Below are 25,121 nucleotides of genomic sequence, written 5' to 3'. Positions count from 1 at the left end.
GCGGTTCTACGCCAGCTTAACCCGAGCGTCCGCGCTCAGGTACGGTTGCGAATGCGCTCGACGATGGCGGTGGTGGAGCTGTTCTCCACCAGGCCGAGGATGCGCACCTCGCCGCCATAGCCCTGCACGATCTGGGCGCCGACCACCTCTTCCACGCTCTTGTAGTCGCCGCCCTTGACCAGCACATCCGGGCGCACCTGTTCCAGCAGGCGCTCCGGGGTGTTCTCGCTGAAGGGAATGACCCAGTCCACCGCGCCGAGTCCGGCCAGCACCGCCATGCGCCGGTCGACGCTGTTGATCGGTCGCCCCGGGCCCTTGAGGCGGGTCACGGAGGCGTCGTCATTGACCGCCACGATCAGGCGATCGCCCTGGGCCCGCGCCTGTTCCAGGTAGGTCACGTGACCGGCGTGGAGGATGTCGAAGCAGCCGTTGGTGAAGACGATCTTCTCGCCGTGGGCGCGGGCGTCCTCGATGGCCAGCTGCAACTGCTCCAGGGTCAGGACGCCGCGCTCGGAGCCTTCCGAACGCTGCACCGCGCGCCGCAGCTCGGGGGCGCTGATGGCGGCGGTACCCAGCTTGCCGACGACGATGCCGGCGGCCAGGTTGGCCAGCCCCACGGCCTGGGGCAGGTCTTCACCGGCGGCCAGGGCAGCGGCCAGGGTGGAGATCACGGTGTCGCCTGCGCCGGTGACATCGAACACCTCGCGTGCGCGCGCCGGCAGGTGCAGGGCCGGTTGAGCGGGACGCAGCAGGGTCATGCCATGCTCGCCGCGGGTCACCAGCAGGGCGCCCAGGTCCAGGCGCGACATCAGTTCGCTGCCCTTGGCCACCAGTTCGGCATCGTCGGCGCAGACGCCGACGATGGCTTCGAATTCGGACAGATTCGGCGTGATCAGACTGGCGCCGCGATAGATGGAGAAGTCCTTGCCCTTGGGATCGGCCAGCACCGGGATGTTGCGCGCCTTGGCCAACTGGATGAGGGCCTGGTGGTTCTTCAGCGCGCCCTTGCCGTAGTCGGACAGCACCAGCACCTTGACCCCGGCCAGCATGGCGGCGGTGTCCGAGGCCAGCGCCTGGGCATCGGTGTCGAAGGGCTCTTCGAAGTCGACGCGGATCAGCTGCTGATGGCGACTCATGATGCGCAGCTTGACGATGGTCGGCTGCTGGGCGATGCGCTGGAAGCGCACCTGCACATGGGCGGCTCTCAGGCTGTCGGTGAGGGCATCGGCGGCTTCGTCCTGGCCGGTGACGCCGACCAGATAGGCCGGTGCGCCCAGGGCGGCGATATTGAGGGCGACGTTGGCCGCGCCACCGGGACGATCCTCGTGCTGGTCGACCCGCACCACGGGCACCGGCGCCTCGGGGGATATCCGCGAGGTGGTGCCGTGCCAGTAGCGGTCGAGCATCACGTCGCCGACCACCAGGACCGGCGCGAGATCGAAGCGAGGCATGGTCAGCTTCATAGGGACAGGCTCCAAAGCGCGAAAATGGCGGCGATCATAGCATAGGGGCCAAGGCGCCCCGGAAGCGCCTGCCGGCGGGAGACGCCGGGGTCAGGGCTCGTCGCGGCGGCTTATCCAGAACAGCTCGTGACGGCGCACGGCCTTGCGGAAGAACTCGTCTTCGCCGGTGCGCGGCCAGCGGCGTCCAGCCAGCAGCCACTGGATGGCCCGACGCAGGCGCTTCTTGGCCGGCAGCGGCACCAGCAGGTCGTGCTGCATACCCAGGGCCATGGCCTTGTCCAGCCGCCGCTCGGGCGTCAGCAACGGACTCCAGGGTACCAGGGGCGTGGGCGTTTCGATGGCCGGCGGCAGGGCGATGCCGCCCTCGGCCGGGCCCATGGGCCAGCGGTCGTTGTCGTGCAGGTGGTTGGCGTAGAGCAACTCGAGCTCGGGCTGCCACTGACTGAGGGTCAGGGCCTCGCGCAGGGCCTGGGTGCTGGCCACGTGATCGGCATGGGGATCGATCTGCGGATGCGGCAGCACCACCACCTCGGGGCGAAAGTGCTCCAGCAGCGCCACCAGGTCGGCGACCAGATTACGCCAGGTGGGGGCGCCGTCGACATCGCCGGGCAGCTGCAGGGGATTGTGACGGCGGGCACTGCGCACATCGCTGTCGCCGGACTCGCGTGAGCCGAAGGCCTCCGCCGGCGCCTGGCGCATGGCCGGCAGCTGCAGGCAGTAGTAGCCCAGCTGCACGCAACGCGCCGGCGGTACCCCGCCCCACAGCGGCGTGACCAGACTGTCCCAGGTACGCAGTCGGCCCTTGAGCCGGGCCGCGGCCTGGCGGTCGAGGCCCAGGCGCTGGTAGTGCTCGGCCTCGATCTCGCCCTGGGTCAGGGTGACGATGCTGGCTTCCCGTGCCTGGCTGTAGAGCCCGAAGGCGGCCAGCTCGGCATCGTCGGCATGGGGCGCGATGACCATGACCCTTTTTTCCCGGAAGTCCGGCTGGGCGAAGACGTGCAGGCGCAACTCGCCCTGCAGCCGACAGAAGCGTGTCCAGAGGTGCAGCTCGCCACGGCGCAGGGCCTCGGCATAGCCGCTGAGATTGACATAGCGCCGCCCGGCGACGCCGCGCTCGAAGTCCTGGCGATCACTGTCGTCGCCCGCCCGCAGCCGCACCTGGGGATCCAACAGTCGGCCGAGCCAGCCGGCACGCAGGCGGCATTCCAGGAACAGCGTCAGCTCGCCCGGCGGTAATTCCACCGCGGCCAGGCGACCGTGCTGCAGATGCAGGCCCAGCACCAGGGTGTCGGTGGGGAACTGGTAGCTGTAGTTGTCACGCGGCGAATAGAAGAGATGGTCGGCGAACCAGGCCTCGTGGCCGAGCCAGACCAGCAGCGCCAGCAGCGGCGCGCTCCACCAGGGCCCCAGCGCCAGGCAGCCGAGCAGCACGACGGCGATGACCGCCAGGGCCAACCGCTTGTGCCGGCGGTGACGTTTGAGCAGGGCTTGTTTGCGGGCGGTCATCTCAGCTCTCGAAGACGGTGACGCGATGGCACCAGCGGTCCTTGTAGTCGCGATCGGCGCGGCCGAAGGAATAGCGCAAGGCCTTGCCCAGGGCGCGGGCATCCTGCCAGGCGGCCTGGGTATTCAAATAGGTGAGGACGCTGCCGGGACTCAGGTCGCTGGAAGCAGGGTCGACACCGCCGTTGACGTATTCGACGCTGATCCATTCGGGCGCTTCCACCCGATAGAGCACCTGGATGGCCACCGGGCGCTCGCCGAGCATGAGCAGCGACCCGGTCATGAACTCCCGCAGCAGGGCGAACACCTCGGCCAGGCGCTCCTTACCCGGGACCTCGAAGCCCCAGCGCGCCTCGAACAGCTCGGCATAGATCCGCGCCTGCTCGGTGCTGTCCAGCTCGGCCATGGGTACAGCACGACCGCCAGCATCTTCGAAGAGCCGCTGCTCGCGACGCTGGTTGTAGCGGAATTTCTTCGACCAGGCTTCCGGCTCGCGGAGCATAGCCAGTTCTTCGCTCTGCCGACGCAGACCAGCGAAACGCTCGTCGCACAGTGGCGACAGATAGCGGGCGCGCTGCCGCAGGGGCGCCGCGCTACCCGGCGCAGCGGGCAGGATGATCTCGGCATTGCCCAGGTCGAACAGGGCGCGCTGGCGGCGCTTCTTCAGCACGCTGCGCGAGAGCGCCAGTTCGCGCCCCCAGCAGGGCACCGCGGCCTGCAGGCCATCCACGCCGGGCCAGCCCAGGTAGCGCACCGGGATGCCGGCCAGTTCGGCCAGACGCGCGACGATCTCGGGGTGAGTCGCGACGCTGCCGCCATGGCGCTGCCAGGTGGCGGCGTAGTCGGCCGCGGAGATCGTCGTCCAGCCGCGTTCGCGCCAGAAACGGAAGCTATTCAGCATGGGACGTGGGCGTCGCGGGAGCGACTTCCTCGAATTGCTTGGCGTGCAGGCGCGCATAGTAGCCGTTCAGCGCCAGCAGCTCGCCATGGCTGCCACGCTCGACGATGCGGCCATGGTCCATCACCAGGATCAGGTCGGCCTTCTCGATGGTGGAGAGGCGATGGGCGATCACCAGGGTGGTGCGCCCCTGCATGACCCGGTCCAGTGCCGCCTGGATATGGCGCTCGGATTCGGTATCCAGCGCCGAGGTGGCCTCGTCGAGGATCAGCAGCGGTGCGTTCTTCAGCAGCGCCCGGGCGATGGCCAGGCGCTGGCGTTGACCGCCGGAGAGCAGCACGCCGTTCTCGCCGACCTGGGTGTCGTACTGCTGCGGTAGGCGCTGGATGAATTCGTCGGCATAGGCTGCCTCGGCCGCCGCCCTGACCTGTTCCATGGGCGCCCCGGCCAGATCGCCATAGGCGATGTTGTTGGTGACGCTGTCGTTGAACAGGGTGACGTGCTGGGTCACCAGGGCGATGTGCCGGCGCAGGTTGTTCAGGCGATAGTCCTGGATCTCCAGGCCGTCGAGGAGGATCTCGCCCTCTTCGTGCTGGTAGAAGCGCGGAATGAGATTGGCCAGGGTCGACTTGCCGCTGCCCGAGCGACCCACCAGGGCCACCATCTGGCCGGGCTCGGCGACGAAGTCGATGCCTTCCAGTACGGGCTTGTCGGTGCCCGGGTAACGGAAGGTCAGGTTGCGTACCTCCAGCCGACCCTGGACGCGCTCGCGTTCTTCACGGCCGTCGTCGCGCTCGGCGGGCTCGTCGAGTTGTTCGAAGATGCTTTCCGCACCGGCCACGCCGCGCTGGATGGTGGAGCTGACTTCGGAAAGCTGGCGGATCGGCTTGGGCAAGAGGCCGGCCATGGTGATGTAGGCCACCAGGTCGCCGGCGGAGGCTTCGCCGCGCAGCCAGAGCACCAGGAACATCAGCACCGCCATGGCCGAATAGATGACCAGCTGCAGCATGGGCGTATAGACCGCGCCGGTCTTGGTCATGGTCAGCTGCTTGTCGGTGTTGGCGGTGCTGGAATCGAGGAAGCGCTGCTGCTCGTAGGTTTCGCCGCCAAAGCTGCGCACCACCCGATAGCCCTGGATGGCCTCGGAGGTGATGTGGGTGACGTCGCCCATGGCCGACTGGATCTTGCTGCTCTGCTTGCGGAACTTGCGACTGGCGCTGGTCACCATCAGGGCGATCAGCGGCAGGATGGCCACCATCACCAGGGTCAGCTTCCAGTTCATCCACAGCAGCGAGGCGAACAGGAAGATCACGGTCATGCCCTCGCGGATCACCACCTTGATCGCCTCGGTGGCGGCGCCGGTCACCATGGTGACGTTGAAGGTGATACGCGAGATCAGGTGGCCCGAATTGTTGGCGTCGAAATAGCGATTGGGCAGGCGCAGCATGTGGTTGAACAGCGCCACGCGCAGGTCGTGCACCAGGCCGAGGGAGACCCGCGCCAGGAAGTAGTTGCCGAGAAAGGAACCGACGCCCTGCCAGGCGGCGATGAGGATGATCATCAGCGGCACCGCCTGCACCAGGTGCAGACCACCGACGATGGGCCAGCCCGGGAACATGGAGGCGTTGGGGTTGTTCAGGCCATCGACGAAGTACTTGAGGATGCCCGCCAGCATCGGCTGGGTGGAGGCGAAGATCAGAAAGCCGACGATACTCAGGGCGAACATGCCGATGTAGGGCCGCACGTAGCCGAGCAGGCGGAAATAGATCTTCAGACTGGAGGTCTGCGCAGGGGAGTCTTGGCTCATGGTCTCGTCGTGACGCAAAAGCGCCATGTTAACACGCACCCGCCGCTGACCCAGCCAGGGGATTTTCCGCTAGGCTGGCCCTCCCCCGCCACGGAACACCTAGCATGCCGCCGCTGATCGCCACCTTCGCCGAACTCAAGGATTACTGGCGCCTGGAGGTGCTGGACGCACCCGGCAAGCCCTTGCGACTCAAGCGTCTGCTCCGGCGCGTCACTGCGGGAGAGAGTCCGAGCTTTCTGTTCTGGTATCGCCTGGCGCAATTCCTCTACTGCCGCCCGCGTGGCCTGCTCAACTATCGCAAGCTGGCCGAGCGGATCAATCGCCGGCTGATCCGCCGGCACAACATCGAGATCCTGCTGGGCGCCCGTATCGGGCCCGGGCTGCGCCTGCCCCATCGCATGGGTATCTGCGTGTCGAATCTGGCGGTGATCGGGCGCAACGTGATGATCCGTCAGCACACCACCATCGGCATCAAGAGCGACGATCCGGCGCAACTCGTCGGCATCTTCATCGGCGACAACGTCAGCTTCGGCGCCCACGTCTGCATCGTCGGCGACCACCTGACCATCGGCGACAACGTGGTGATCGGGGCCGGCGCCCTGGTGATGCGCGACATCCCCGCCGACAGCCTCTACTACAGCCGCCACGAGGCGGTGATCCGGCCGCTGCCGGGCGCTACGCCCGGGGATGCCGCCCGCTGAGGATGGTCCGCAGCATCCGCGGCAGCACGCCATACAGATAGAGACGATTGCCTAGCAGCTGCCGCCCCAGGTAGCGCAGCACCTTGCCGCGGGAAGCGCCCTTGTAGTGCAGACGCAGCAGCAGGGCGACATAGAATTTCTCGATGTCGCGAAAGCGCCGCTGGGCCGGGGTCTCGGCTTCCAGTTCGGACAGCGAATGGTCGAGGATGCCCGAGCAGAGCAGCTCGACTGACTCTTCCCGGGCCAGCGCCTGGACGCGCAGGAAAAAGGAGACATCGACGCCATAGAGGGCGAAGCGCTCGTCGAAGACATCGCCGTGGCGGGCCGCGATACGCGCGGCCAGGCCCTGCGTCAGGCACAGGCCCGAACTGATGGTCACGGTGGCCTGGGGATCCAGAGGTCCTTCGGTGGTCACCACCGCCTTGTACTGGTGGGGATAGCGGATGGCGCCGGCCCCCAGCACCAGGGGGACCAGCAACTCGGCCTCCTGGCCGAGCGCCTGCAGATAGCGCCCGTCCACCACGGTGTCCTGGTCGAAGATCACCAGGCGCTCCGCGCCCAGTCGCAAGGCCTGGTTGTAGACCCGGCTCAGCGGCGGATTGCCGAGGTCCTCGCTGATGAGCACCTCCGTCCAGCCCGGCGCGGCGAGCAGCGCCTGGCGATCCGCCTGATCCAGGGGCTGAGGCCCGTTGTTCCAGACCAGCAGGACGCTGTCGGCCGGCAGGCTGCCCGCGGGCTGGGCCAGCAGGCTGGCGAGGGTGGCCGACTCCCCGGGACGCAAGCCATAGAGGACGACGAGAAAGAGCGTTCGCATGGGCTTTCCTGAGGATGGCGGCCTAGCCGCGCACCCGCTTGCGCAGGTAGTCGAGGGCCGCGCTGGCTTCGTCGGCCAGGTGCGGACGCGGCAGGTCGTTGGGCCAGATGCCTTCGGCGAAGGCCTGGCGGTCGCCGCCGCCCAGACGTTCGCTCAGGGCCCGCTCCCACCAGACGTGGCGACAGGCGCGGGCGTAGCTGTCCTGGGTCGCCAGGCAGCCATAGAGCAGCTTGCGTCCCAGGCTCGCGCGCTGTTTGTCCAGTCCGGCCAGTTGCCACTTCACCCGCAGCCGCGTCCAGACATCGGGCAGCGGCTTGGTCAAGGGCACCTCTTGCCAGCTGCTCTGCAGCGTTGGGGAATAGTCTTCGCCATAGCGTTCGAAGAAGTGCGCCAGCATGAAGTGCAGAAAGCGCTTTTCCGCATAGTAGTGGCGAATGGATCCCCGGGCCTCGCTGATGGCCAGATCCGCCAGGCTGAACGACAGGGCGATCTGCTCCAGGGTATGGACCTCCTCGTCGTGGCCATGCCAGTCATCGATCAGGGCAATGGCCCGCTCGACTCGCGGCAGATGCGTCCATGCCAGACCGCAGACCCCGCTGTTGTAGAGTCGCGTGTCCTCCGCTGGCTCATGTCCGCGCGCGGCCAGGGCAGCGGCGAAACGGGCGAACTCCGGGCGGCTGCGGGCCTTGCGCCACGGCCACTCCTCGACATCCATGACTCCGCGCTGGTCATTGATTCCGTCGAACAGGGGAGCCAGGGGCGCCTGGACCACGGTGTCGCTGTCCAAAAACAGGGTCTTGCCGGCCCGCGGCAGCGCCCAGGCGATGGCGCAGGCCTTGCTGCGGTGCAGATAGCCGTGCTGCCCCTGCCAGGCCTTGAGTGTCGCCCCCTCGATGGCCAGCACTTCCACCGGCCAGCCGCGATAGTCCTGTGGCCGGTCGGTCAGGATACGGATGGCGATGTCCTGCTGCTGCCGCCAATGCAGCACGCTCAGCAGGCTGAACTTCAGCTCCTGCCGATAGGCCTGAGCACCGCCATAGACGAAGTACAGGAGTTGACGTGTTGGGCGCATGTAAGAGTGCCGGCAAAAAGTCGATTCTAACAACAAGCGGCAGGATAGGGCGTAAGGGTCACTTCACAGCCTGCCACCTTCGGGTAACATGCTCGCCCTGACGTTGACGGGTCCTGCATGAAGCCTCTCGAACATTCGCGCTATCTCGAACTGCGCGACGCCGCCCAGGTAGTGGAAGCCGACCACCACGGCGACAAGGTCCTGCGCCTCACCGATGGCAGCTACCTCAAGCTGTTCCGCCGCAAACGGCTGCTGACCTCGGCCGCTCTGTTTCCCTATGCCCAGCGCTTCGCCGACAACGCCCGCCAACTGGCCGAGCGCGGCATTCCCTGTCCGCAGGTGCTGGAGGTCTATCGCGCCGCCTCGCTGCAGCGCGATCTGGTGCACTACAGCCCGCTGCCGGGCGCCACCCTGCGCCAGCTACGGACCTCGAGCGAGGCCGCGGCGCTGCGCCCCGCCCTGGGTCGCTTCATCGCCGAATTGCACGACAGTGGCGTCTACTTCCGCTCGCTGCACCTGGGCAACGTGGTGCTGACGCCAGAAGGCGAGCTGGGTCTGATCGACATCGCCGATCTGCGCTGCCATGCGCGGCGCCTGCCGCTGCGCCTGCGGGTGCGCAACTTCCATCACCTGCTGCGCTACAGCGAGGACCGCGACTGGCTGTTCGAACCCGGTCGCGAACCCTTCCTCAGGGCCTATGCCGAAGCCTGCCGCCAGCCCCTGGACTGGCGCGAACTCGACCGGCAGCTGCAGGACTAGATCAGGACTGGACCGGCACCGCCTGTCCCAGCGCCAGCTTGCGCCGGCGCTGCACCTCGGCCCCGGCGATCATCGCCGCAGGCAACAGCACCAGCGGCCACAACTCGTCCGGATTGCCGATCAGCTTGGCGCCGTCGAAATTGAGCATCAGCAGGGCCACGGCCAGATAGAGTCCCCAGGGATCGCGCTGGCGCAGGGCCGCGCCCAGGCTGGCCAGCATCAGCACGCCAAAGATCAGCAGCGACACCAGGCCGGTGTAGATGCCGAAGGACACGAAGATGTTGTGCGGGTGCTGGATGGCCTCGGTGCCGTGCAGCAGGTCGTGACTCTGATAGCCCAGACCGCAGCCCAGCCACCAGCCGCAGGACTCCCAGTCCTTGATCATGAAGTGGAACAGCTCGATGCGCCCGGAGTCCGCGCGGCCCCAGAAGGCGACGAACCAGGCTTCGGTGTGCACCACCTGGACCACTCCGGCGATCAGGGCACTGACCAGAACGACCAGCGCCAGGGTGCGCAGCGGAAAGCGCGGAAAGGCGAAGAGCACGCCGAGGGCGGCCAGGAAGCCGATGCCCACCAGGCCGGTACGGGTCTGCAGGGCGAAGGAGATGCCGACGATGCTGACCACCACCGCCGCCAGCAACTCGATCCAGCGCCGTTCGCGGATCCAGGTGGGCGCGGCCAGACCGCCCAGGCAGACCATCCAGATGCTCACATAGATGGGATTGGAGATGCGTCCCGGCAGGTGGATGACCCGCTGGCCGACGGCATAGTGGCCGGTGAGCCAGAACACCAGGCTGGAGCCGACGGCATAGGCGCAGACCACCCAGAAGGCCAGGCGTACGAGGCCGGGGCGACGAAAGAAGTCGCCATCCACCAGGCAGGCCACGGTCAGCACGAACAGCAGCACATAGAGGATGTGCTTGAAGAACTGCCCCTCTTCGGCCCGTGCCCCCGGCACGATGAACCAGGCGAGAAACACCAGCCAGAGCAGCAGCAGCGGCGAGCGCCAGTCGATCAGCCGCGGCCGCAGCACGAAGAGGATCAGCGCCGGCAGGGCGATCGCCGCATAGAAGTAGCTGTTGATCCACTTGGCCGTGGGGATGCACAGGTAGGCGGCCATGAACACCAGCACCGCCAGGGTGAAATAACGACTCTGCTGCACGCGATCGAGCAAGGGTGTCACCACAACAGGGCTCCCAGGAGTGCGCCGACCAGGAAGGCCAGTGCCAGTTTGATGCGTTCCATCCGCCGGCGCTTCTGCTTGTCGTTGCGGTCCTTGTCGCTGACCACGTGCTGGCCGAAGCCGGTATGCAGCACGGCATCGTTTTCCAGGATCAGCGCGTGGCGCTGGGCGTCGGCATAGCGCCGGGACAGCTCCTTCTCGCCGCTCAGGTCGCCATAGGGGGCGTGTAACAGATAGTCGGCACGCCGGCGCAGACCGGGATTGAAGGAAAAACCCTGCCATTCGGGCTTGTGCGAGCCGACTTCATGGAAGGCGATGCCGGCATGCACCTGCCGCGGCTTGAGATAGACATAGGGGCTGTGGATCGCCAGGTCATGGGCATGGCTGCGCAGCCAGACCTGCAGCGCCTGGGGATCGGCCTCCAGCAACGCCTGGGAATCCTCGATGAAGCCGGGGCGATAGAAGGCCCAGTCGTCTTCGCAGTGGAAGATCCAATTGGTCTCGACCCGACCATAGGCGGCGTCGACACTGCGCATCTGGCCAAGCTTGCGATTGTTGACGATGAACTCGGTGTGTTCGCGCCAATGGACGGGGATGCAGTCCCGTACCGCTTCGTCGCCGGAGTCCTCGGTGATGAAGACCCGGCGGATGGGCGCGGTGTTGAATTCGTCGAAGGTCGCCAGCGTCTGCCGGAGCAGGTCGAAGCGCCCGCAGCTGGTGACGACCACAGAGATGTCGCTGTCGGCGGAAAACTGCACGTTCTACCCTTTCTGCCAGTGGAGTCGAAAGCCGGACCTAGCGCGGCGCATCAGCGTCCCAGCCTGCCCAGCAGGCGGAGCAGGAACCCGGGAGCCACTGCCGGTCGCAGCGCTGGGGTTATAGCCGAAACGATGCGCTCACCCAAGTGGCCGAAGGCGAAAGAGTGACGCGCCAGGGCCTCTCCAGCCCTGGCGATGGCCGCGGCGTGCGCCGGGTCCCCGCGCAGCCGGGCGAGTTTCTCGCGCAATTCGTCCAGCGAGCGATAGAGCACCACGTTGACGCCATCCTCGAAACCTAGCGCCCGGTTCTCTTCTTCGCCCTGATCGAAGGTGAAGAGCACGCAGCCGCAGGCCATGGCCTCGAAGTTCTTGATCATGTATTCGCCCATGCCGACATCGGCGCCGACGAAGAAGCGGATGCGGTTGAGGGTCTGCAGGTATTCGTCGCCCGAGCGGGTCTTGGTGATCAGCAGCGGCTCGACCTTGGCCAGGTCTTCCAGCAATTGCTTGCGCCCGCTGTAGGCCACGCTGCCGAGGCTGCCGACGAAGCCCAGTTCGATGTCGCGCTCGACACCCAGGTCGCGCAGGCGGCTGTCGTCATAGCCCTTGGGCACGAAGTGGGCGTCCACCCCCTCCTCCTGCAGCCGCCGCGCCACGCCGGCGCCGGAGACCAGCACCCGGACGTGGGGCATGGCCTGGTAGTAGCGACTGAACTTGCCGGTGTACTTGCAGGGGATGAAATTCTGGTAGGCGTCGTGTTCCAGCTCCACCAGATTGGGCAGGCTGCGGATGAACGAGACCTGCCTGAGCTGCTTCTTGAATCTCAGGAACAGCAGGATGCGGTCGTATTGCTCGGGCTGGGGCACGGCGCGGCGGAAATAGGCGCGCAGATCGGCCTGTTCCTCGTCGCTCAGCCAGCGCAGGTCGCAGTCGCAGTGGGCGGCGATGCTGGCATAGAAGTGGTCCAGCAGGATGCGTTGCTCCTTCTGGACCAGGAACAGGACTTTCACGGCGCCGGGGCCTTAAAGGCGGCGACCATCGGCAGGCGCCAGAAGTCACGGCGCACGGCCGCGTCGGAGAAGCGTTCGGCCAGGCGCTCGCGCATGTGCTGCACGCAGGCGCGTCGCTGGCTCGGTGCCAGCCGACCCAGGTGCTGCAGCCCCTGGCCGAGGGCTTCGGCATCGCCCAGGGGAAAGAGGAAGCCGACGCCTTCGACGATCTCCCGGGCGCCGCCGCAGGAGGTGGCGATCAGCGGCACGCCGGCGGCCATGGCTTCCAGCAGGACCATGCCGAAGGGCTCGTGATCGGAACTCAGGGCAAAGACGTCGAAGGCCTTGAAGTAGCGCCGGGCGCCTTCCACCTGGCCGAGGAACAGTACCCGGTCGGCGATGGCCAGTTCGCGGGCCAGGTCCTTGAGGTCGTCTTCCAGGCGGCCCTTGCCGAGAATCGCCAGCAGGGCATTGGCCGGTAGATTCGGCAAGGCGGCGGCGAAGCCGCGCAACAGAGTGGCCTGGTCCTTGTCCGGATGCAGGCGGCCGACGTTGCCGACGATCCAGGCCTCCTGGGGCAGCTTGAGCTCGGCGCGGGCCTGATCGGCCGGCAGCAGCTCACGTTCCACCGCCTCGACATCCAGGCGGTTGTAGAGGGTCTCGATACGCTCAGCCGGCCAGTCCTTGAGGCGCTGGCGCAATTCGTCGCGTACCGCGTCGGAGACTGCCAGGAGCGTCAGGCGCTTGCTCATCAGCTTGGCGAACAGCCGCCGACCGAGCCGGTCGTAGTCGCCAAAGGCGTGGTGTACGCCGATCACCGGCAAATTGGTGGCCAGGCAGGCGATCCAGATCGGCTTGAATCTATGGGCGATGACGAAGCGGATGCCCCGCGAGCGGACGATCTCGCGCAGCGCCTGGATGGCGCCGAGCTTGAGGCCGCGCACGTCGCGCGAGGAATACTCCAGGAACAGCACCTCGTCGCTGCCGCAGCCGGTCGCTACCTCGGCATCGGCGGTGCCGGTGAGAAAGACCGTGGTGACGCGATAGCCGCTGCCCGCGAAGAGGCTGGCGGTCTGGCGGGCGCAGTCGAGGAAGGGACCGTCGTAGCCGTGACAGAACTGCAGCACCCGCGGTTCGGCGGAACGCGTCATAGGCCTGCCCCCTCCTTGACCACCAGGATGTCTTCCATGATCAGGTACTGCAGATCCGAGCCGAAGAACATGTTCAGGGCATCGGTGGGCGAGCAGACCATGGGTTCACCGCGGCGGTTGAGCGAGGTGTTGAGGGACACGCCGTTGCCGGTGAGCTTTTCCAGCTCGACCATGAGGTCGTACCAGCGCGGATTGTGCCGGCGCTCCAGCACCTGGGCGCGGGAGGTGCCGTCTTCGTGGACCACCTCGGGTACCCGGCTCTTCCATTCCTCGTTGACCTCGAAGGTAAAGGTCATGAAGGGCGAGGGATGGTCGACCTTGAGCATCTGCGGCGCCACGGTGTCGAGCATGGACGGGCAGAACGGCCGCCAGCGCTCGCGGAACTTGATCTGGGCGTTGATGCGATCGGCCACGCCCGGCACGCTGGGGCAGCCGATAATGGAGCGACCGCCCAGGGCGCGCGGACCGAATTCCAGGCGACCCTGGAACCAGGCCACCGGATTGCCGGCCACCATGATCTCGGCGATGCGCTGGGGCATGTCGTCGATCCGCTCCCACTTGGGTGCGTTGGGATGGCGGGCGCAGGCGGCGATGACGTCTTCGTTGCTGTAGCCGGGGCCGAGATAGACGTGCTCCATCTTCTCCACCGGTACGCCGCGGGCATGGGAGACGTAGGCGGCGGCGCCGACGGCGGTACCGGCATCGCCCGAAGCCGGCTGGACGAACAGCTCCTTGACCTCGGGACGGGCGATGATCTTCTGGTTGAGCTTGACGTTGAGCGCACAGCCGCCGGCAAAGGCGATTTTCCCGGTCTGGCGGATGATGTCGCCCAGGTAGTAGTCCATCATCTCCAGCGCCAGCTTCTCGAACAGTGCCTGCATGCTGGCGGCATAGTGGATGTAGGGATCGTCGGCGATGTCGCCTTCCCGCTTGGGCCCCAGCCACTCGATCAGCTTGGGCGAGAAGTAGTAGCCCTTGCCCTTTTCCTTGTAGCGGCGGAAGCCGATGACGTTGGCGTAGTCGGTGTTGATGATCAGCTCGCCGTTCTCGAATTTCGCCAGGCGCGAGAAATCGTACTTGCTGGCATCGCCATAGGGCGCCATGCCCATGACCTTGAATTCGCCGTCGAGCATCTCGAAGCCGAGGAATTCGGTGAGGGCGCCATAGAGGCCACCCAGGGAGTCCGGGTCGTAGAACTCCTTGATCTTGTGGATCTTGCCGTTCTCGCCGTAGCCGAAGAAGGTGGTGGCGTACTCGCCCTTGCCGTCGATGCCGAGGATCGCGGTCTTTTCGCTGAAGCCCGAGCAGTGATAGGCACTGGAGGCGTGGGCCAGATGGTGCTCGACGGCCTCCAGCTTGACCTTCTTGAGGTCGAAGCCGAGCTGCACCAGGCACCACTCGATGCGCTTCTGGTAGCGGTGATAGCGGCGATTGCCGAACAGGATGGCGTCCAGGGCGCGATCCGGTGCGTAGGCATAGCGTTTGGCGTAGTGCCAGCGGGCTTCGCCGAAGAGACTGATGGGCGCATAGGGGATGGCCACCACGTCGACGTCGGCGGGGGTGATCCCGGCCTGTTCCAGGCAGAACTTGGCCGACTCGTAGGGCATGCGATTCTTGGCATGCTTGTCGCGTACGAAGCGTTCTTCTTCCACCGCGGCGATCAGCTTGCCGTCGATATAGAGCGCGGCGGAGGGATCGTGGCTGAGGGCGCCGGACAGGCCAAGGACGGTCAGGGACACAGGTAAAGCCTCTGTACAGGGCGAAGCCAAGAGGAGTTCGCCGGGGTTTCGCGAGGCCGCTGCAGGCCCGCCTCGCCTCAAAAACGGCGAATTATAGCCGTTCAGGCAGGCCACGGGTAATGGCCGCACGCCGGAGCGGGGCCTAGCGCACGGCGATTCAGCCCCGGTACAGATGGCGGGTCGGCGCTCAGGCCGGCGGCAGGCGCTCGTCGAGCAGGCGATGCAGGGCGCTGTCGGCCGGCCAGTTGCGCAGCAGCCGGGCGCGGTCGCGGGCATAGGCGGCGGCGTAGGCACGGTCGCTGCCATGGGCCTGGAGGGCGTCGAGGTCGATCACCAGCCAGCGACCTTCATGCCAGATCAGGTTGGTGCCCTTGAAATCGCCATGGCCAAGGCGCTCGCGACGCAGGGCCTCGACCAGCGCCAGCAGGGCCTCCAGCTCGACCGCAGGCGGCGCCGACTGCACATAGGGCGCGAAGCGCTCCAGCAGATTGGGCCCGTCGACGAAGGGCGTCACCAGATAGGCCCGCCCGCGCAGGCCGAGAAAGCGGCGCTCACGCACGGCCAGGGGCTCGGGGGTGGGAATACCAAGGAAGCGCAGCCGGTGCCCTTCGCGCCAGCTGTGCCAGGCCCGGCTCGGCCGCCAGAAACGCGTCAGCCAGTGGCCGAAGCCCTTGATGTTGTATCGCTTGAGCACCAGGTCCTGACCCTGCCACTGCAGCCGGGCCACGGTGGCGGCGCCGCCGTCCTTGAAGGTCGGCAGACCGGCCAGGGCCGCATCGGGATCGGCCAGCAGGCCTTCCAGGCGATTCAGCCAGGTGCGCCGCACGGCGATCAGGCCAAAGGCGCTGCGGGTGACGGCGAACAGGGTGCACTCCCGGCCGCTCTTCTTGAGGTAGTCGGCCAGGCGCCAGCGACGAATCTCGGCGGTGCGCGCCAGCAGGGCCTCCAGGCGCAGGGCGTGTTCGGCATTGACCAGCAGGTAGTGGATCAGCAGCTCTTCCAGCTGGGCATCCAGGGTTGCAGGCAGCTGGGCGAAGAACACCGCCAGATTCTCCTGCACCTGGGCCTGGGACAGCGGCTGGCCGACCGTTTCGGCCTGGATGTCCGCCGCGTCTATGACCAGGGCGGCGCCGTCCTTGACCAGCAGGTTGTCCAGGTGCAGATCGGCCTGCCAGAGGCCCTGGGCGTGCAACCGCGCCAGGGTGGCGAGGGCCGCGCCGAGCAGGTCGTTCTGCGCGGGAGACAGGGGCGGCTCGCCAGCGATCCGCTGCCAGAGGTGCTCGACGCTGGGCGCCGCCTCGATGAAGTCGAACAGCAACCAGGCGCCCTGCCCGCTCGCCTCGCCGCTGTCCAGCAGCGCGGGGGTCGCCGCCGCGGCTGCCGCCAGCAGGCGACAGCCCTCACGCTCGCGGGCGAATTGCCGACTCGCGCGCTCGCCGACCAGTAGCTTGGCCAGCACTCGCCGGCCCTGCCAGCGGGCCTCGCCGACATAGCGCTGACCGGGCAGCACCCTGAGCAGCGACAGCAGTTCCAACTCGCCACTGGGCAGTTCGATACGCAACGGCAGGGTCAGCGCACGACCGGCCTTGGTCAGTTGCTCCAGGGTCATGCCTTGCGCTCCTTGTGGCGGCGACGCCCGGCCAGACGCCGACTCCAGTCGCGCACGGCGACGCTGTCCAGCGGCTGGTCCAGATAACTCGCCAGCAGGCGGGCGATGTCCTGCTCGCTCCATTGCGGCGCGCGGCGCAGCAGGGGTTCGAGATCGCGCAGACGATCGCGCCGGCCGAACAGCAGCGGCCGGGTCTTTTCCAGATCGATCAGCCGCGCGGCCAGGCCTTCGCCCTGACGCTGCAGGAACAGATGCTTGGGATAGAAGCAGCCGTGCACCTGGCCGGCGCCATGCAGCTGGCGCGCCAGTTCGCCGACGGCGACCAGCACCGCCTGGCGCTCCTCGGGGGCCAGGTGCGCCCAGACGCGCAGCCAGCTGTCGAGGTCGCGCCAGTCATCCAGCGCTCGGGTCAGCAAGATGGCACGCCAGCCCTGGTCATCGCGGCGCTCGCCGTAATAGGCCAGCTCCAGCGCTGGGATGCCGCGCTCGGCGTAGCGGCGGATATTGCGACTCTCGCGGGCGAAGGTCGGCTCGCCCAGCGGGCGGGCCAGGGTGCGGGTCAGGTAGTCGCGCTGGCGCTTGAGGTAGTAGCCATGACCGTTAACGTCAAGGCGAAACACCTGACTGAAACCGCCGCGTCCCTGGTTGGGTTCGTCCACCGCGGTCAGCTCCAGCGCCCACAGCGCCGCGAAGCTGTCCAGGCCCTGGCCGGCCAGCACGGCCCGATCCTCGGCCGCCCATACCTCGTTCATTCCCGCCCCTTGAAATAGTCCAGCACCTCGCGGATGCGCCCCTTGTCGTTGTCGCTGAGGCGCGCGCGACCTCGGTATTGCAGATAGAACCTGAGGCGCTGGGTGCGTGACAGCTGGTACTTGGCCACCTTGTCCAGGCAGGCCAGGTCCTTGACGATGCGCCAGCGCAGCCAGTGGCCGACCCAGAAGGCGCCAGCCGGGCAGTCGATGAGATAGAGCACGCCCTGGCCATCCACCAGCAGGTTGCGCCACTTGAGATCGTTGTGGACGAAATGGTGATCGTGCAGGGTACGGGTCGCCGCGGCCAGCTGACGACTGACCTTGTCCACCCAGACCCGGTCGCGCAGCCGCGGATCCTCGCGCCGGGCCAGTTCGGCGAGATCCAGGGTATCGGGAATCTCGCGGGTGATCATGGCGCCGCGGGTGAACCCCCGGGGAGAGCGCTCCATCCCCCAGGCCACCACCGGCGCGGTAGCTATGCCCCACTTGGCGAAACGCTTGAGATTCTGCCATTCGGCCTTGACCCGCGGCCGCCCGACATAGCGCCGCAGTCCCTTGCCGGCGCCGTGGTAGCGCTTGACGTAGTAGCGGATGCCGTCGCGCTCGATGCGTACCACTTCCGACAGCGGATCGCTGGTCAGGCGTTCGCCGGTCAGGGCGAACACCGCGTCCAGCGTCGCGAATTCGGGCAGGTGGGCGACGCTGGAATCGATGCGCCAGTCAGCCATCAGAGCCGGTCCCCGTAGCGTTCCTTGCGCTCCAGCAAGGCGGCGGCCTTGCGTTCCAGCCGCGCCAGCAGCGGCGCCTCGTCGCGCAGGATCTCGCGCAGCGGCCGCTGGAAGTAGCCCTGCAGGAAGCGCAGGAAGTCACGTCGCGTCAGGCCGATGCCCAGGGCGGAGAAATACAGCCCGGCCAGGTCCTTGTCGCGCCAGCGCCGGGGCACCTGGGCGCGGCACTGGGCGCGGTGCAGGTCGATCAGCCAGAGCTGCAGATTGGCCACGGTGACCGGCTGGGCGGTGTCGAGCAGGAAATGGCAGATGTAGCAGTCGCGATGGTTGACACCGGCCCGGTGCATGGCCCCGGTCATGCGCGCCACCTCGGCGATCAGCGCCCGCTTGAGCAGGGGCTCGGGGGGCTGGCGGATCCACTCGAGACTGAAGTCTTCGAGGCTGACGGTGGGCGCCAGCTCCTCGGTAATGATGAAGGAATGCTGGGTCGCCGGATTGGCGCCGCGCTCGCCAAAGGCCACCGCGGTCATGGTCGGCACGCCGACCTGGTGCAGGCGCTCGATGGCCTGCCATTCCTGGCGCGCACCCAGCACCGGCTGCTTGGCCTGCAGCAGATTCTTGGCGATCTCGCCCCAGCCGATGCCGCGGTGGATCTTGACGAAATAACCCCGCCCGGCCACCTCGGTGCGCAGGGTACGGCGCCCGTCCAGTTCGCGATAGACCTGGCCCTGCAGGGCCTCCACGGCGACGAAGGGATCCTGGCCGGCCCAGAGGCTGGCGAAGGGCTCACGCAATTCCAGGGTCATGCCACCCCCAGGATGACATCGGCGGCGCGCTCGGGCAGCGAATAGAGATCGGCGCTATCGGCGAAGGCCAGGCCGTTGCGGCCCTGCACCGCGCGGCGCTCGGGATCAGCCAGCAGCTCGGCCAGCATCCGGTCCAGGGTCTCCTGGGCGAATGGCGACGGCACCACCGCGCCGGCGCGGGCCTCGTCGATGTAGTGGGCATAGCCGCAGACGTCGGTGACCAGCACCGGCAGCCCGGCGACCAGCGCCTCCAGCAGCACGGTACCGGTGTTCTCGTTATAGGCCGGATGGATCAAGAGATCGGCGCCGAGCAGGAAGCGCGGGATGTCGCTGCGGCCCTTGAGGATCTGGACGCGATCGCTCACGCCCAGGGCCTTGGCCTGCAGCAGGAAGGGCTTGGGATCGTCCTGGCCGATGGCGAAGAGTCGAGTGCGGCGGCGCAGTTCCTTGGGCAAGGACGCCAAGGCCCGCAGGCTGCGATCCAGGCCCTTGGTCTTGAAGCCGGAGCCGATCTGCACCAGCAGCAGCTCGCCCTCCTCCAGCCCGAATTCGCGACGGAAGTCGGCGCGGATCTCGGCGGCATTGGCCGGCGCACGGCGATCGGCGGCGATGCCCGGCGGCAAGAGGTGGAAGCGCGGTGCAGGCGTCCCATAGTGCTTGACGAACAACGGCTGCTGCACCTCGGAGATCATCAGGATCTCGGTCGACGACTCGGGGGCGAACACCGCGCGTTCGTATTCGGCGAAATGGCGATAGCGGCCCCACTGGCGATAGAGCGGATTGCGCAGGGTCTGGGCCTTGTCCTCGAAGCAGGGATCGGCGGCGTAATAGACGTCCAGCCCCGGCATCTTGTTGAAGCCGATCACCCGGTCCACCGGATCGCGGGCGAGATCGGCCTGCAGCCAGGCGTGGAATTTCTCGTTGCGGCGGTGATTGAACAGGGCGCTGATCCTGGCCACCCGCACGTCGAAGCCCTCCGGCACCGGGCCTTCCCAGATCAGGGTGTAGACGCGAATGGCATGGCCGCGGCGCTGGCACTCCTGGGCGATGCGCAGGAAGTCCCGCTGCAGGCCGCCAAAGGGAAAGTACTTGTAGAGCACGAAAGCCAGGGTCATGCGGGGAGGTCTTCCAACAGCAGGGTTTCCAGTTCCAGTTCGACCCGCTCCGGGGTCAGGGCGGCCAGACTGGCCGCGGGCTGATCGCGCGGCTCGTCGGTGCCATCCAGGCCCACGGCACTCAGGTGCACCTGGGCGCGGCCATAGGCACCGACCTTTTTCGGACTGGTCGGGCCATAGAGCGAGACGGTGGGTACATCCAGGGCGGCCGCCAAGTGACCCAGCCCGGTATCCACCGCCACGCAGGCCCGGGCGCCGGCCAGCACCTTGGCCACCCCGGCGAGATTCAGGCGCGGCAGCACCTGGACGCCGTCGAGGCCGTCGGCGATGCGCTCGGCACGGGCATGTTCCGCCTCGTTGCCCCACAGCAGTCGCACCGGCCAGTCCAGTTGGCTCATGCGCTCGGCCAATTCGCGCCAGTGCGCTTCGGGCCAGTGCTTGCTGACCCAGGTGGTGCCGTGCAGGAACACCACATAGGGCGTCTCGTTGGGGCCGGCCAGACGTTGCCGATCCAGGCCGTAATCACCCACGCCCGCCGGCAGCGGATAGTCCAGGGCCTGGGCGAACAGCTGGCGGATCCGCTCCAGGGCGTGCTGCCCCTTGGCGACGTGATAGCGCTCGTCATAGAAGCGGCTGGCCAGGGGCTCGCGCGCGGAATTGCGGTCGAGACCGGCGACCGGCGCCTCGGCGTAACGGGTCAGCCAGGCGCTCTTGAGCAGGCCCTGGGCATCGATCACCCGGTCATAGCGCTGCTCGCGCACGCGACTCTTGAATTCGCCCCACTCGCCACTGGCCCAGGCGGAAAAGGGCTGCTTGCGCCAGCGGCGCAGGGCCACCGGAATCACCTGACTCACGGCCGGGTGCCAGGCGGGAATCTCGGCGAAGCCCTCCTCCACCACCCAGTCGAAGCAGATGCCGGGGATGGCCCGGGCCGCATCGGTCAGCGCCGGCAGGGTATGGATGACATCGCCGAGGGAGGAGGTCTTGATAAGCAGCACGCGCATCTAGCCCACCTCGATCGGATCGGCGACCAGGCGGCCGAGCGCCTCCTGCACCAGGCTCGGCTGCAAGAGGCGCAGGCAATCGTAATGGCCGAAGCGGCAGGTTCGGTCGAAGCAGGGACTGCACTCCAGCCCCAGGCGCACCACCTCGACCTGGTTGGCCAGCGGCGGCGTGAAGCCCGGCGAGGTGGAGCCATAGACCGCCACCAGCGGGCGATCCAGGGCAGCGGCCACATGCATCAGGCCGGAATCGTTGCTGATCACTGCACTGGCGCAGGAGAGCAGGTCGATGGCCTCGGCCAGGGAGGTACGCCCGGCGAGGTTGTAGACATCCTCTTCGAAGCCGGGGGTGACCCATTCGCGGATTTCCTCGCCACCCGGAGCATCCTTCTGCGAACCGAACAGCCAGACCTGCCAGCCCTGGCGCAGCCGGGCATCGGCCACGGCGGCATAGTGCTCGGCCGGCCAGCGCTTGGCCTCGCCGAACTCGGCGCCCGGGCAGAGCGCCAGCACCGGCCGGTCCAGACTCAGCCCGAAGCGCTCCAGGGCCGTGTCGCGGCTGGCCGGATCGATGACCAGGCGCGGTTCGGGATAGGGCTTGGGCAACTCGGCGCCTGGTGGGTAAGCCAGCGCCATGAAGCGCTCGATCATCAGCGGATAGCGGGCCTTGTCCAGGGTGCGGATGTCGTTGAGCAGGCCGAATCTCATCTCGCCGCGCCAGCCGGTACGCTTGGGGATGCCGGCGAAATAGGGCACCAGCGCCGACTTCAGCGAGTTGGGCAAGAGGATCGCCTGGTCATAGCGACCGCGCAGCTGCTGGCCGATGCGCCGGCGGGTGGCCAGTTCGAAGGCGCCGTGGCCGAGGGGAAAGCTCAGGGCTTCGCGCACCTCGGGCATGCGCTCGAGCAGCGGGCGACTCCACTCGGGGGCGAGGACGTCGATCTGGCAGTCGGGGTGCTGGCGCTTGAGACAGACGAAGAGGGTCTGCGCCATCACCATGTCGCCGACCCAACTGGGTCCGATGATCAGAATATTCATGCTGGAAGGCGATCGGCACCTAGCGGGTGGCCGACTCCCACTCCCTCAGGCCCGGCCTGATCGAAAGCTCGCGCACGGACATCGACATCTTGCCTCTCCTTACTGATGGCGGCCTAAAAGGTGGCCGGATTGCCGGACGGCGTGTCCAGCCCCAGGCCGTGCCAGATACGGCGCACTTCGTCGCGCTCGGCGAGAAAGCCGTCGGCCGGTACCTTGCCCGGCTGCTTCTGCAGGACCAGGCGGTGCAGCGCGGCGCGGTAGGCCTTATAGGCTTCGCGCAGGGCAATGGCGTCCGTGGCCGGTACCAGACCAGCCGCTTCGAGGGATTCCAGGATGCGGATGTTGTCGGGAAAACGCAGCAATTCGGGATGCTGCCACGACCAGGCCAGAACGGCATATTGGACCATAAATTCGATATCGACGATACCGCCGGCATCCTGCTTGAGGTCGAACAGCTGCTCCGGCCGGCGCGCGTTCGGCCCCAGTCCGCCGGCGGTCACCGCGGTGCCGAGGTTGTCGAGCATCTTGTCGCGCATGCCGGCCACGTCGGCCTGCAGGGTCGCCAGCTCCCGCTGCCGACCGAGGATGCGCGCCCGCACCTCGTCGAAGCGTTCTCCTAGACGTGGACAACCCGCCACCACCCGCGCCCGCACCAGCGCCTGGTGCTCCCAGGTCCAGGCCTCGCTCTGCTGGTAGCGCTCGAAGGCCTCCAGCGAACTCACCAGCAGCCCCGCCGCGCCGGACGGCCGCAGGCGCATGTCCACCTCGTAGAGGGTGCCCACCGGGGTGGTGGTGGTGAGCAGATGGATGATGCGCTGGCCGAGGCGATTGAAGAACTGGGCGCCATCCATGGGCTTGGCGCCATCGGTCTCGGCCAGGGGATCGGCGTCGTGGATGAACACCAGGTCGAGGTCCGAGCCGTGGCCCAGCTCGATGCCGCCGACCTTGCCGTAGCCGACAACGATGAAGTCCGGCTGGCAGGGCGAGCCGTCGCGCCGCTGCGGCGTGCCATGGCGCTGCACCAGCTGGCGCCAGGCCAGGCCGAAGACCTCTTCGAGGATCACCTCGGCCAGCCAGGTCAGGTAGTCGCTGACCTTCATCAGCGGCAGGCTGCCGGCGATCTCCGCCGCCGCCACCCGCAGGCTGTGGGCGCGCTTGAAGTGGCGCAGCACGTCCATCTGCTGCTCCAGGTCCTCTTCGGGCAGGCGCATCAGACGTTCGCGCAATTCGGCAGCCAACTCAGGCTTCTGCGGCGGATGGTAGAGCCGACCCTCGTTGAGCAATTCGTCGAGCAACGCTGGATAGCGGGCGATCTGCTCGGCCACCCAGGCACTGGCCCCGCAGAGTTCCAGCAGCCGTGCCAGGGCCGGCGGATTCTCGCTGAGCAGGACCAGGTAGGCGGAGCGTCGTGCCACGGCTTCCACCAGCGGCAGCACCCGCTCCAGCGCCCGACCGGGTTGCTCGTCGGCGCTGACCGCATCCAGCAGCCGTGGCATGAAGGCATCCAGGCGCTCGCGACCGGCGCGCTGCATGGCCCGCACCTGGCCGCTGGCCCGCAGACTGGCCAGCAGTTCCAGCGCCTGCTCCGGCGCCTGGAAGCCCGCCTCGCGCAGTCGCGCCAGGGACTCCTCGGGGTCGAGCAGGTCTTCCCACAGCGGCAGCCAGCTGTCTTCCAGCTCGGCGCTCTGGGTCTCCTCCTCGGGATCGGCGATGGTCTGCTGGAAATGCCAGTCGATGCGGCTGCGCCAGGCGTCGAGCGCCGCGCTGAATTCATCCCAGTCGGCATAGCCCATGAGGAAGGCCACCCGCGCCCGCCCCTGGGGATCCACCGGCAGGGTCTGGGTCTGCTGGTCGGCGATGGCCTGCAACCCATGCTCGACATAGCGCAGGAAGCAGTAGCCCTCGCGGAGTTCCGCTTCGGCCGCGGCCGGCAGATAGTCGCGCTCGCGCAGACTGGTCAGCACCCTGAGCAGCGGTCGCTGTTGCAGCGCCGGATCACGCCCGCCGTGGATCAGCTGGTAGGCCTGGGCGATGAACTCCACCTCACGGATACCGCCCGCACCCAGCTTGACGTTGTCGGTCATGCCGCGTCGGCGCACCTCCTGGCGAATCAGCTGCTTCATGCTGCGCAGGGCTTCGATGGCGGAAAAATCCAGATAGCGCCGATAGACGAAGGGTCGCAGCAGGGTCAGCAGCTCGGCGCCGCTGACCTGGTCGCCGCCGACCACCCGTGCCTTGATCATGGCGTAGCGTTCCCAGTCGCGGCCCTGGTCCTGGTAATAGAGTTCCATGGCGGCAAAGCTCAGCACCAGGGCGCCGGCGCTGCCATAGGGCCGCAGGCGCATGTCGACGCGGAAGACGAAGCCCTCCACCGTGGTGGCATCCAGCGCCTTGATCAGGCGCTGCCCGAGGCGGGTGAAGAATTCCTGGTTGTCCTGCTCGCGCCGTGCGCCGCGGGTCTCCCCGGCCTCGCCATAGGCGAAGATCAGGTCGATATCGGAGGACAGATTCAATTCCCCCGCGCCCAGCTTGCCCATGCCCAGCACCACCAGTTGCTGTGGCTGGCCACTGTGGCGCCCGGTCGGCACGCCGAACTGGACGCACTGCTGGGCGTAGAGCCAGGCGCAGGCCTGGTCGATGCAGGCATCGGCCAGCTCACTGAGGTCGCGGCAGGTCTCCACCAGATCGGCGCGGCGGGTCAGGTCGCGCCAGACGATGCGCACCTGCTGCAACATGCGAAACCGCCGCAACCGGCGCCCCAGCTCGGCCTCGTCCGGGCAATCGACGAGCGCCTCGCGCAACCGCTGCGCCATCTCGCCCGGTGCCAGTGACAGCTCCAGATCGCCACTGTCGACCAATGCCAGGCAGGGCTCGGGCAGACGGCAGAACTGCTCGACGACGAAGTCACTGAGAGCGGCCACCCGCCGCCAGTCGGCACGCTGCGCCGCGGACCAGTCTGCCTGGCGGGCGGCGGCCGCGGGCAGCGTGGCCAGGGCGTCGGCCAGGCGCCGGTCGGCGAGCTGGGCACAGGCGACGAGAGTCGGAGGCAGATCGGGACGAAGGAGGGGTATCATGGGCAGTCCTGCGCAGGGACGGTCGAACCCCACCACCCTGCCGCGACCCCCCTACCCGGGACATTCCGACGGACCACCTGGTCCGAGCGGGAACCGTTTTCACGTCCGCGGTTCGGAGTTCGCGAGCCCATGAGCAGCGCGTTCGACAAACGTCGAATTGT

At 67.5% G+C, this 25,121-nt stretch carries 21 protein-coding genes; 2 read left to right on the top strand and 19 right to left on the bottom strand.

Annotation, left to right across the window (positions count from 1 at the left end; all coding sequences use genetic code 11):
* Nucleotides 1-35 precede the first annotated feature (35 nt).
* From hldE to msbA, 4 genes are all read right to left on the bottom strand, one after another.
* Complete coding sequence (gene hldE / locus FEZ61_RS19670) at nucleotides 36-1,463, bottom strand: bifunctional D-glycero-beta-D-manno-heptose-7-phosphate kinase/D-glycero-beta-D-manno-heptose 1-phosphate adenylyltransferase HldE (RefSeq protein ID WP_017640122.1); 1,428 nt, start codon at nucleotides 1,461-1,463, stop codon at nucleotides 36-38.
* Nucleotides 1,464-1,553: 90 nt separating this feature from the next.
* The gene (locus FEZ61_RS19665; RefSeq protein WP_173150126.1) at nucleotides 1,554-2,969 is read right to left on the bottom strand and encodes a PIG-L family deacetylase; all 1,416 of its coding nucleotides are present in this window, start codon (nucleotides 2,967-2,969) and stop codon (nucleotides 1,554-1,556) included.
* A 1-nt stretch (nucleotide 2,970) separates the two neighbouring features.
* A complete protein-coding gene (locus tag FEZ61_RS19660) occupies nucleotides 2,971-3,867 on the bottom strand; it encodes a GNAT family N-acetyltransferase (protein ID WP_017640120.1) in 897 nt (298 codons plus the stop codon).
* A complete protein-coding gene (gene msbA, locus FEZ61_RS19655) occupies nucleotides 3,857-5,671 on the bottom strand; it encodes a lipid A export permease/ATP-binding protein MsbA (RefSeq protein ID WP_017640119.1) in 1,815 nt (604 codons plus the stop codon). Before msbA ends, FEZ61_RS19660 begins: the two co-directional genes overlap by 11 nt.
* A 104-nt stretch (nucleotides 5,672-5,775) precedes the next feature.
* Between msbA and FEZ61_RS19650 the strand changes: the two genes are divergently transcribed.
* Nucleotides 5,776-6,372, top strand: coding sequence for a serine acetyltransferase (locus FEZ61_RS19650; RefSeq protein WP_017640118.1), 597 nt, complete (start codon nucleotides 5,776-5,778; stop codon nucleotides 6,370-6,372).
* On the opposite strand, the gene FEZ61_RS19645 is transcribed toward FEZ61_RS19650, so the two are convergent.
* Together FEZ61_RS19645 and FEZ61_RS19640 are read right to left on the bottom strand one after the other, a co-directional pair.
* Nucleotides 6,347-7,186 carry a hypothetical protein gene (locus tag FEZ61_RS19645; protein WP_173150124.1) on the bottom strand — a complete coding sequence of 280 codons (840 nt, stop codon included), beginning with the start codon at nucleotides 7,184-7,186 and terminating at the stop codon, nucleotides 6,347-6,349. The genes FEZ61_RS19650 and FEZ61_RS19645 overlap by 26 nt on opposite strands.
* A gap of 22 nt (nucleotides 7,187-7,208) precedes the next feature.
* The gene (locus tag FEZ61_RS19640) at nucleotides 7,209-8,258 is read right to left on the bottom strand and encodes a hypothetical protein (protein ID WP_173150122.1); all 1,050 of its coding nucleotides are present in this window, start codon (nucleotides 8,256-8,258) and stop codon (nucleotides 7,209-7,211) included.
* Between the two features lie 117 nt (nucleotides 8,259-8,375).
* Here FEZ61_RS19640 and FEZ61_RS19635 point away from each other — a divergent pair, with 117 nt between their 5' ends.
* Nucleotides 8,376-9,017 (top strand): lipopolysaccharide kinase InaA family protein, encoded by a 642-nt coding sequence (locus tag FEZ61_RS19635; protein ID WP_173150120.1) that lies wholly within the window; start codon nucleotides 8,376-8,378, stop codon nucleotides 9,015-9,017.
* Nucleotide 9,018: 1 nt separating this feature from the next.
* Here the strand turns inward: FEZ61_RS19635 and FEZ61_RS19630 are convergent, their stop codons facing one another.
* The 13 genes from FEZ61_RS19630 to glnE form a co-directional block, all read right to left on the bottom strand.
* A complete protein-coding gene (locus tag FEZ61_RS19630) occupies nucleotides 9,019-10,203 on the bottom strand; it encodes an O-antigen ligase domain-containing protein (RefSeq protein WP_207105569.1) in 1,185 nt (394 codons plus the stop codon).
* Nucleotides 10,197-10,958 (bottom strand): glycosyltransferase family 2 protein, encoded by a 762-nt coding sequence (locus FEZ61_RS19625; RefSeq protein ID WP_173150118.1) that lies wholly within the window; start codon nucleotides 10,956-10,958, stop codon nucleotides 10,197-10,199. The genes FEZ61_RS19630 and FEZ61_RS19625 overlap by 7 nt, the downstream gene beginning before the upstream one ends.
* 50 nt (nucleotides 10,959-11,008) lie before the next feature.
* Nucleotides 11,009-11,968: a glycosyltransferase gene (locus FEZ61_RS19620; protein WP_173150116.1), complete on the bottom strand. Its 960-nt coding sequence runs from the start codon at nucleotides 11,966-11,968 to the stop codon at nucleotides 11,009-11,011.
* Complete coding sequence (locus tag FEZ61_RS19615; RefSeq protein WP_173150114.1) at nucleotides 11,965-13,098, bottom strand: glycosyltransferase; 1,134 nt, start codon at nucleotides 13,096-13,098, stop codon at nucleotides 11,965-11,967. The genes FEZ61_RS19620 and FEZ61_RS19615 overlap by 4 nt, the downstream gene beginning before the upstream one ends.
* Nucleotides 13,095-14,837, bottom strand: a complete 1,743-nt coding sequence (locus FEZ61_RS19610) for a carbamoyltransferase (protein WP_173150112.1) — start codon at nucleotides 14,835-14,837, stop codon at nucleotides 13,095-13,097. The genes FEZ61_RS19615 and FEZ61_RS19610 overlap by 4 nt, the downstream gene beginning before the upstream one ends.
* Before the next feature lie 187 nt (nucleotides 14,838-15,024).
* Nucleotides 15,025-16,446, bottom strand: coding sequence for a lipopolysaccharide kinase InaA family protein (locus FEZ61_RS19605; protein ID WP_068383061.1), 1,422 nt, complete (start codon nucleotides 16,444-16,446; stop codon nucleotides 15,025-15,027).
* Nucleotides 16,443-17,198: a lipopolysaccharide kinase InaA family protein gene (locus FEZ61_RS19600; RefSeq protein ID WP_064307365.1), complete on the bottom strand. Its 756-nt coding sequence runs from the start codon at nucleotides 17,196-17,198 to the stop codon at nucleotides 16,443-16,445. The genes FEZ61_RS19605 and FEZ61_RS19600 overlap by 4 nt, the downstream gene beginning before the upstream one ends.
* Entirely contained in the window at nucleotides 17,195-17,926 is a 732-nt protein-coding gene (locus tag FEZ61_RS19595; RefSeq protein WP_017640107.1) for a lipopolysaccharide kinase InaA family protein, read from the bottom strand. Before FEZ61_RS19595 ends, FEZ61_RS19600 begins: the two co-directional genes overlap by 4 nt.
* Nucleotides 17,926-18,732, bottom strand: a complete 807-nt coding sequence (gene rfaP, locus FEZ61_RS19590; RefSeq protein ID WP_017640106.1) for a lipopolysaccharide core heptose(I) kinase RfaP — start codon at nucleotides 18,730-18,732, stop codon at nucleotides 17,926-17,928. The genes FEZ61_RS19595 and rfaP overlap by 1 nt, the downstream gene beginning before the upstream one ends.
* Entirely contained in the window at nucleotides 18,729-19,847 is a 1,119-nt protein-coding gene (locus FEZ61_RS19585) for a glycosyltransferase family 4 protein (RefSeq protein WP_017640105.1), read from the bottom strand. Before FEZ61_RS19585 ends, rfaP begins: the two co-directional genes overlap by 4 nt.
* Nucleotides 19,844-20,851: a lipopolysaccharide heptosyltransferase I gene (gene waaC, locus FEZ61_RS19580; RefSeq protein WP_017640104.1), complete on the bottom strand. Its 1,008-nt coding sequence runs from the start codon at nucleotides 20,849-20,851 to the stop codon at nucleotides 19,844-19,846. The genes FEZ61_RS19585 and waaC overlap by 4 nt, the downstream gene beginning before the upstream one ends.
* Nucleotides 20,852-21,886, bottom strand: coding sequence for a lipopolysaccharide heptosyltransferase II (waaF, locus tag FEZ61_RS19575; RefSeq protein WP_173150110.1), 1,035 nt, complete (start codon nucleotides 21,884-21,886; stop codon nucleotides 20,852-20,854).
* Between the two features lie 113 nt (nucleotides 21,887-21,999).
* Nucleotides 22,000-24,960, bottom strand: a complete 2,961-nt coding sequence (glnE, locus tag FEZ61_RS19570) for a bifunctional [glutamate--ammonia ligase]-adenylyl-L-tyrosine phosphorylase/[glutamate--ammonia-ligase] adenylyltransferase (RefSeq protein WP_173150108.1) — start codon at nucleotides 24,958-24,960, stop codon at nucleotides 22,000-22,002.
* Nucleotides 24,961-25,121 lie beyond the last annotated feature (161 nt).

This window comes from Pseudomonas sp. MS15a(2019) (genome assembly GCF_013277805.1).
Lineage (GTDB): Bacteria > Pseudomonadota > Gammaproteobacteria > Pseudomonadales > Pseudomonadaceae > Chryseomonas > Chryseomonas benzopyrenica.
This window is presented reverse-complemented; position numbering and strand designations above follow the sequence as displayed.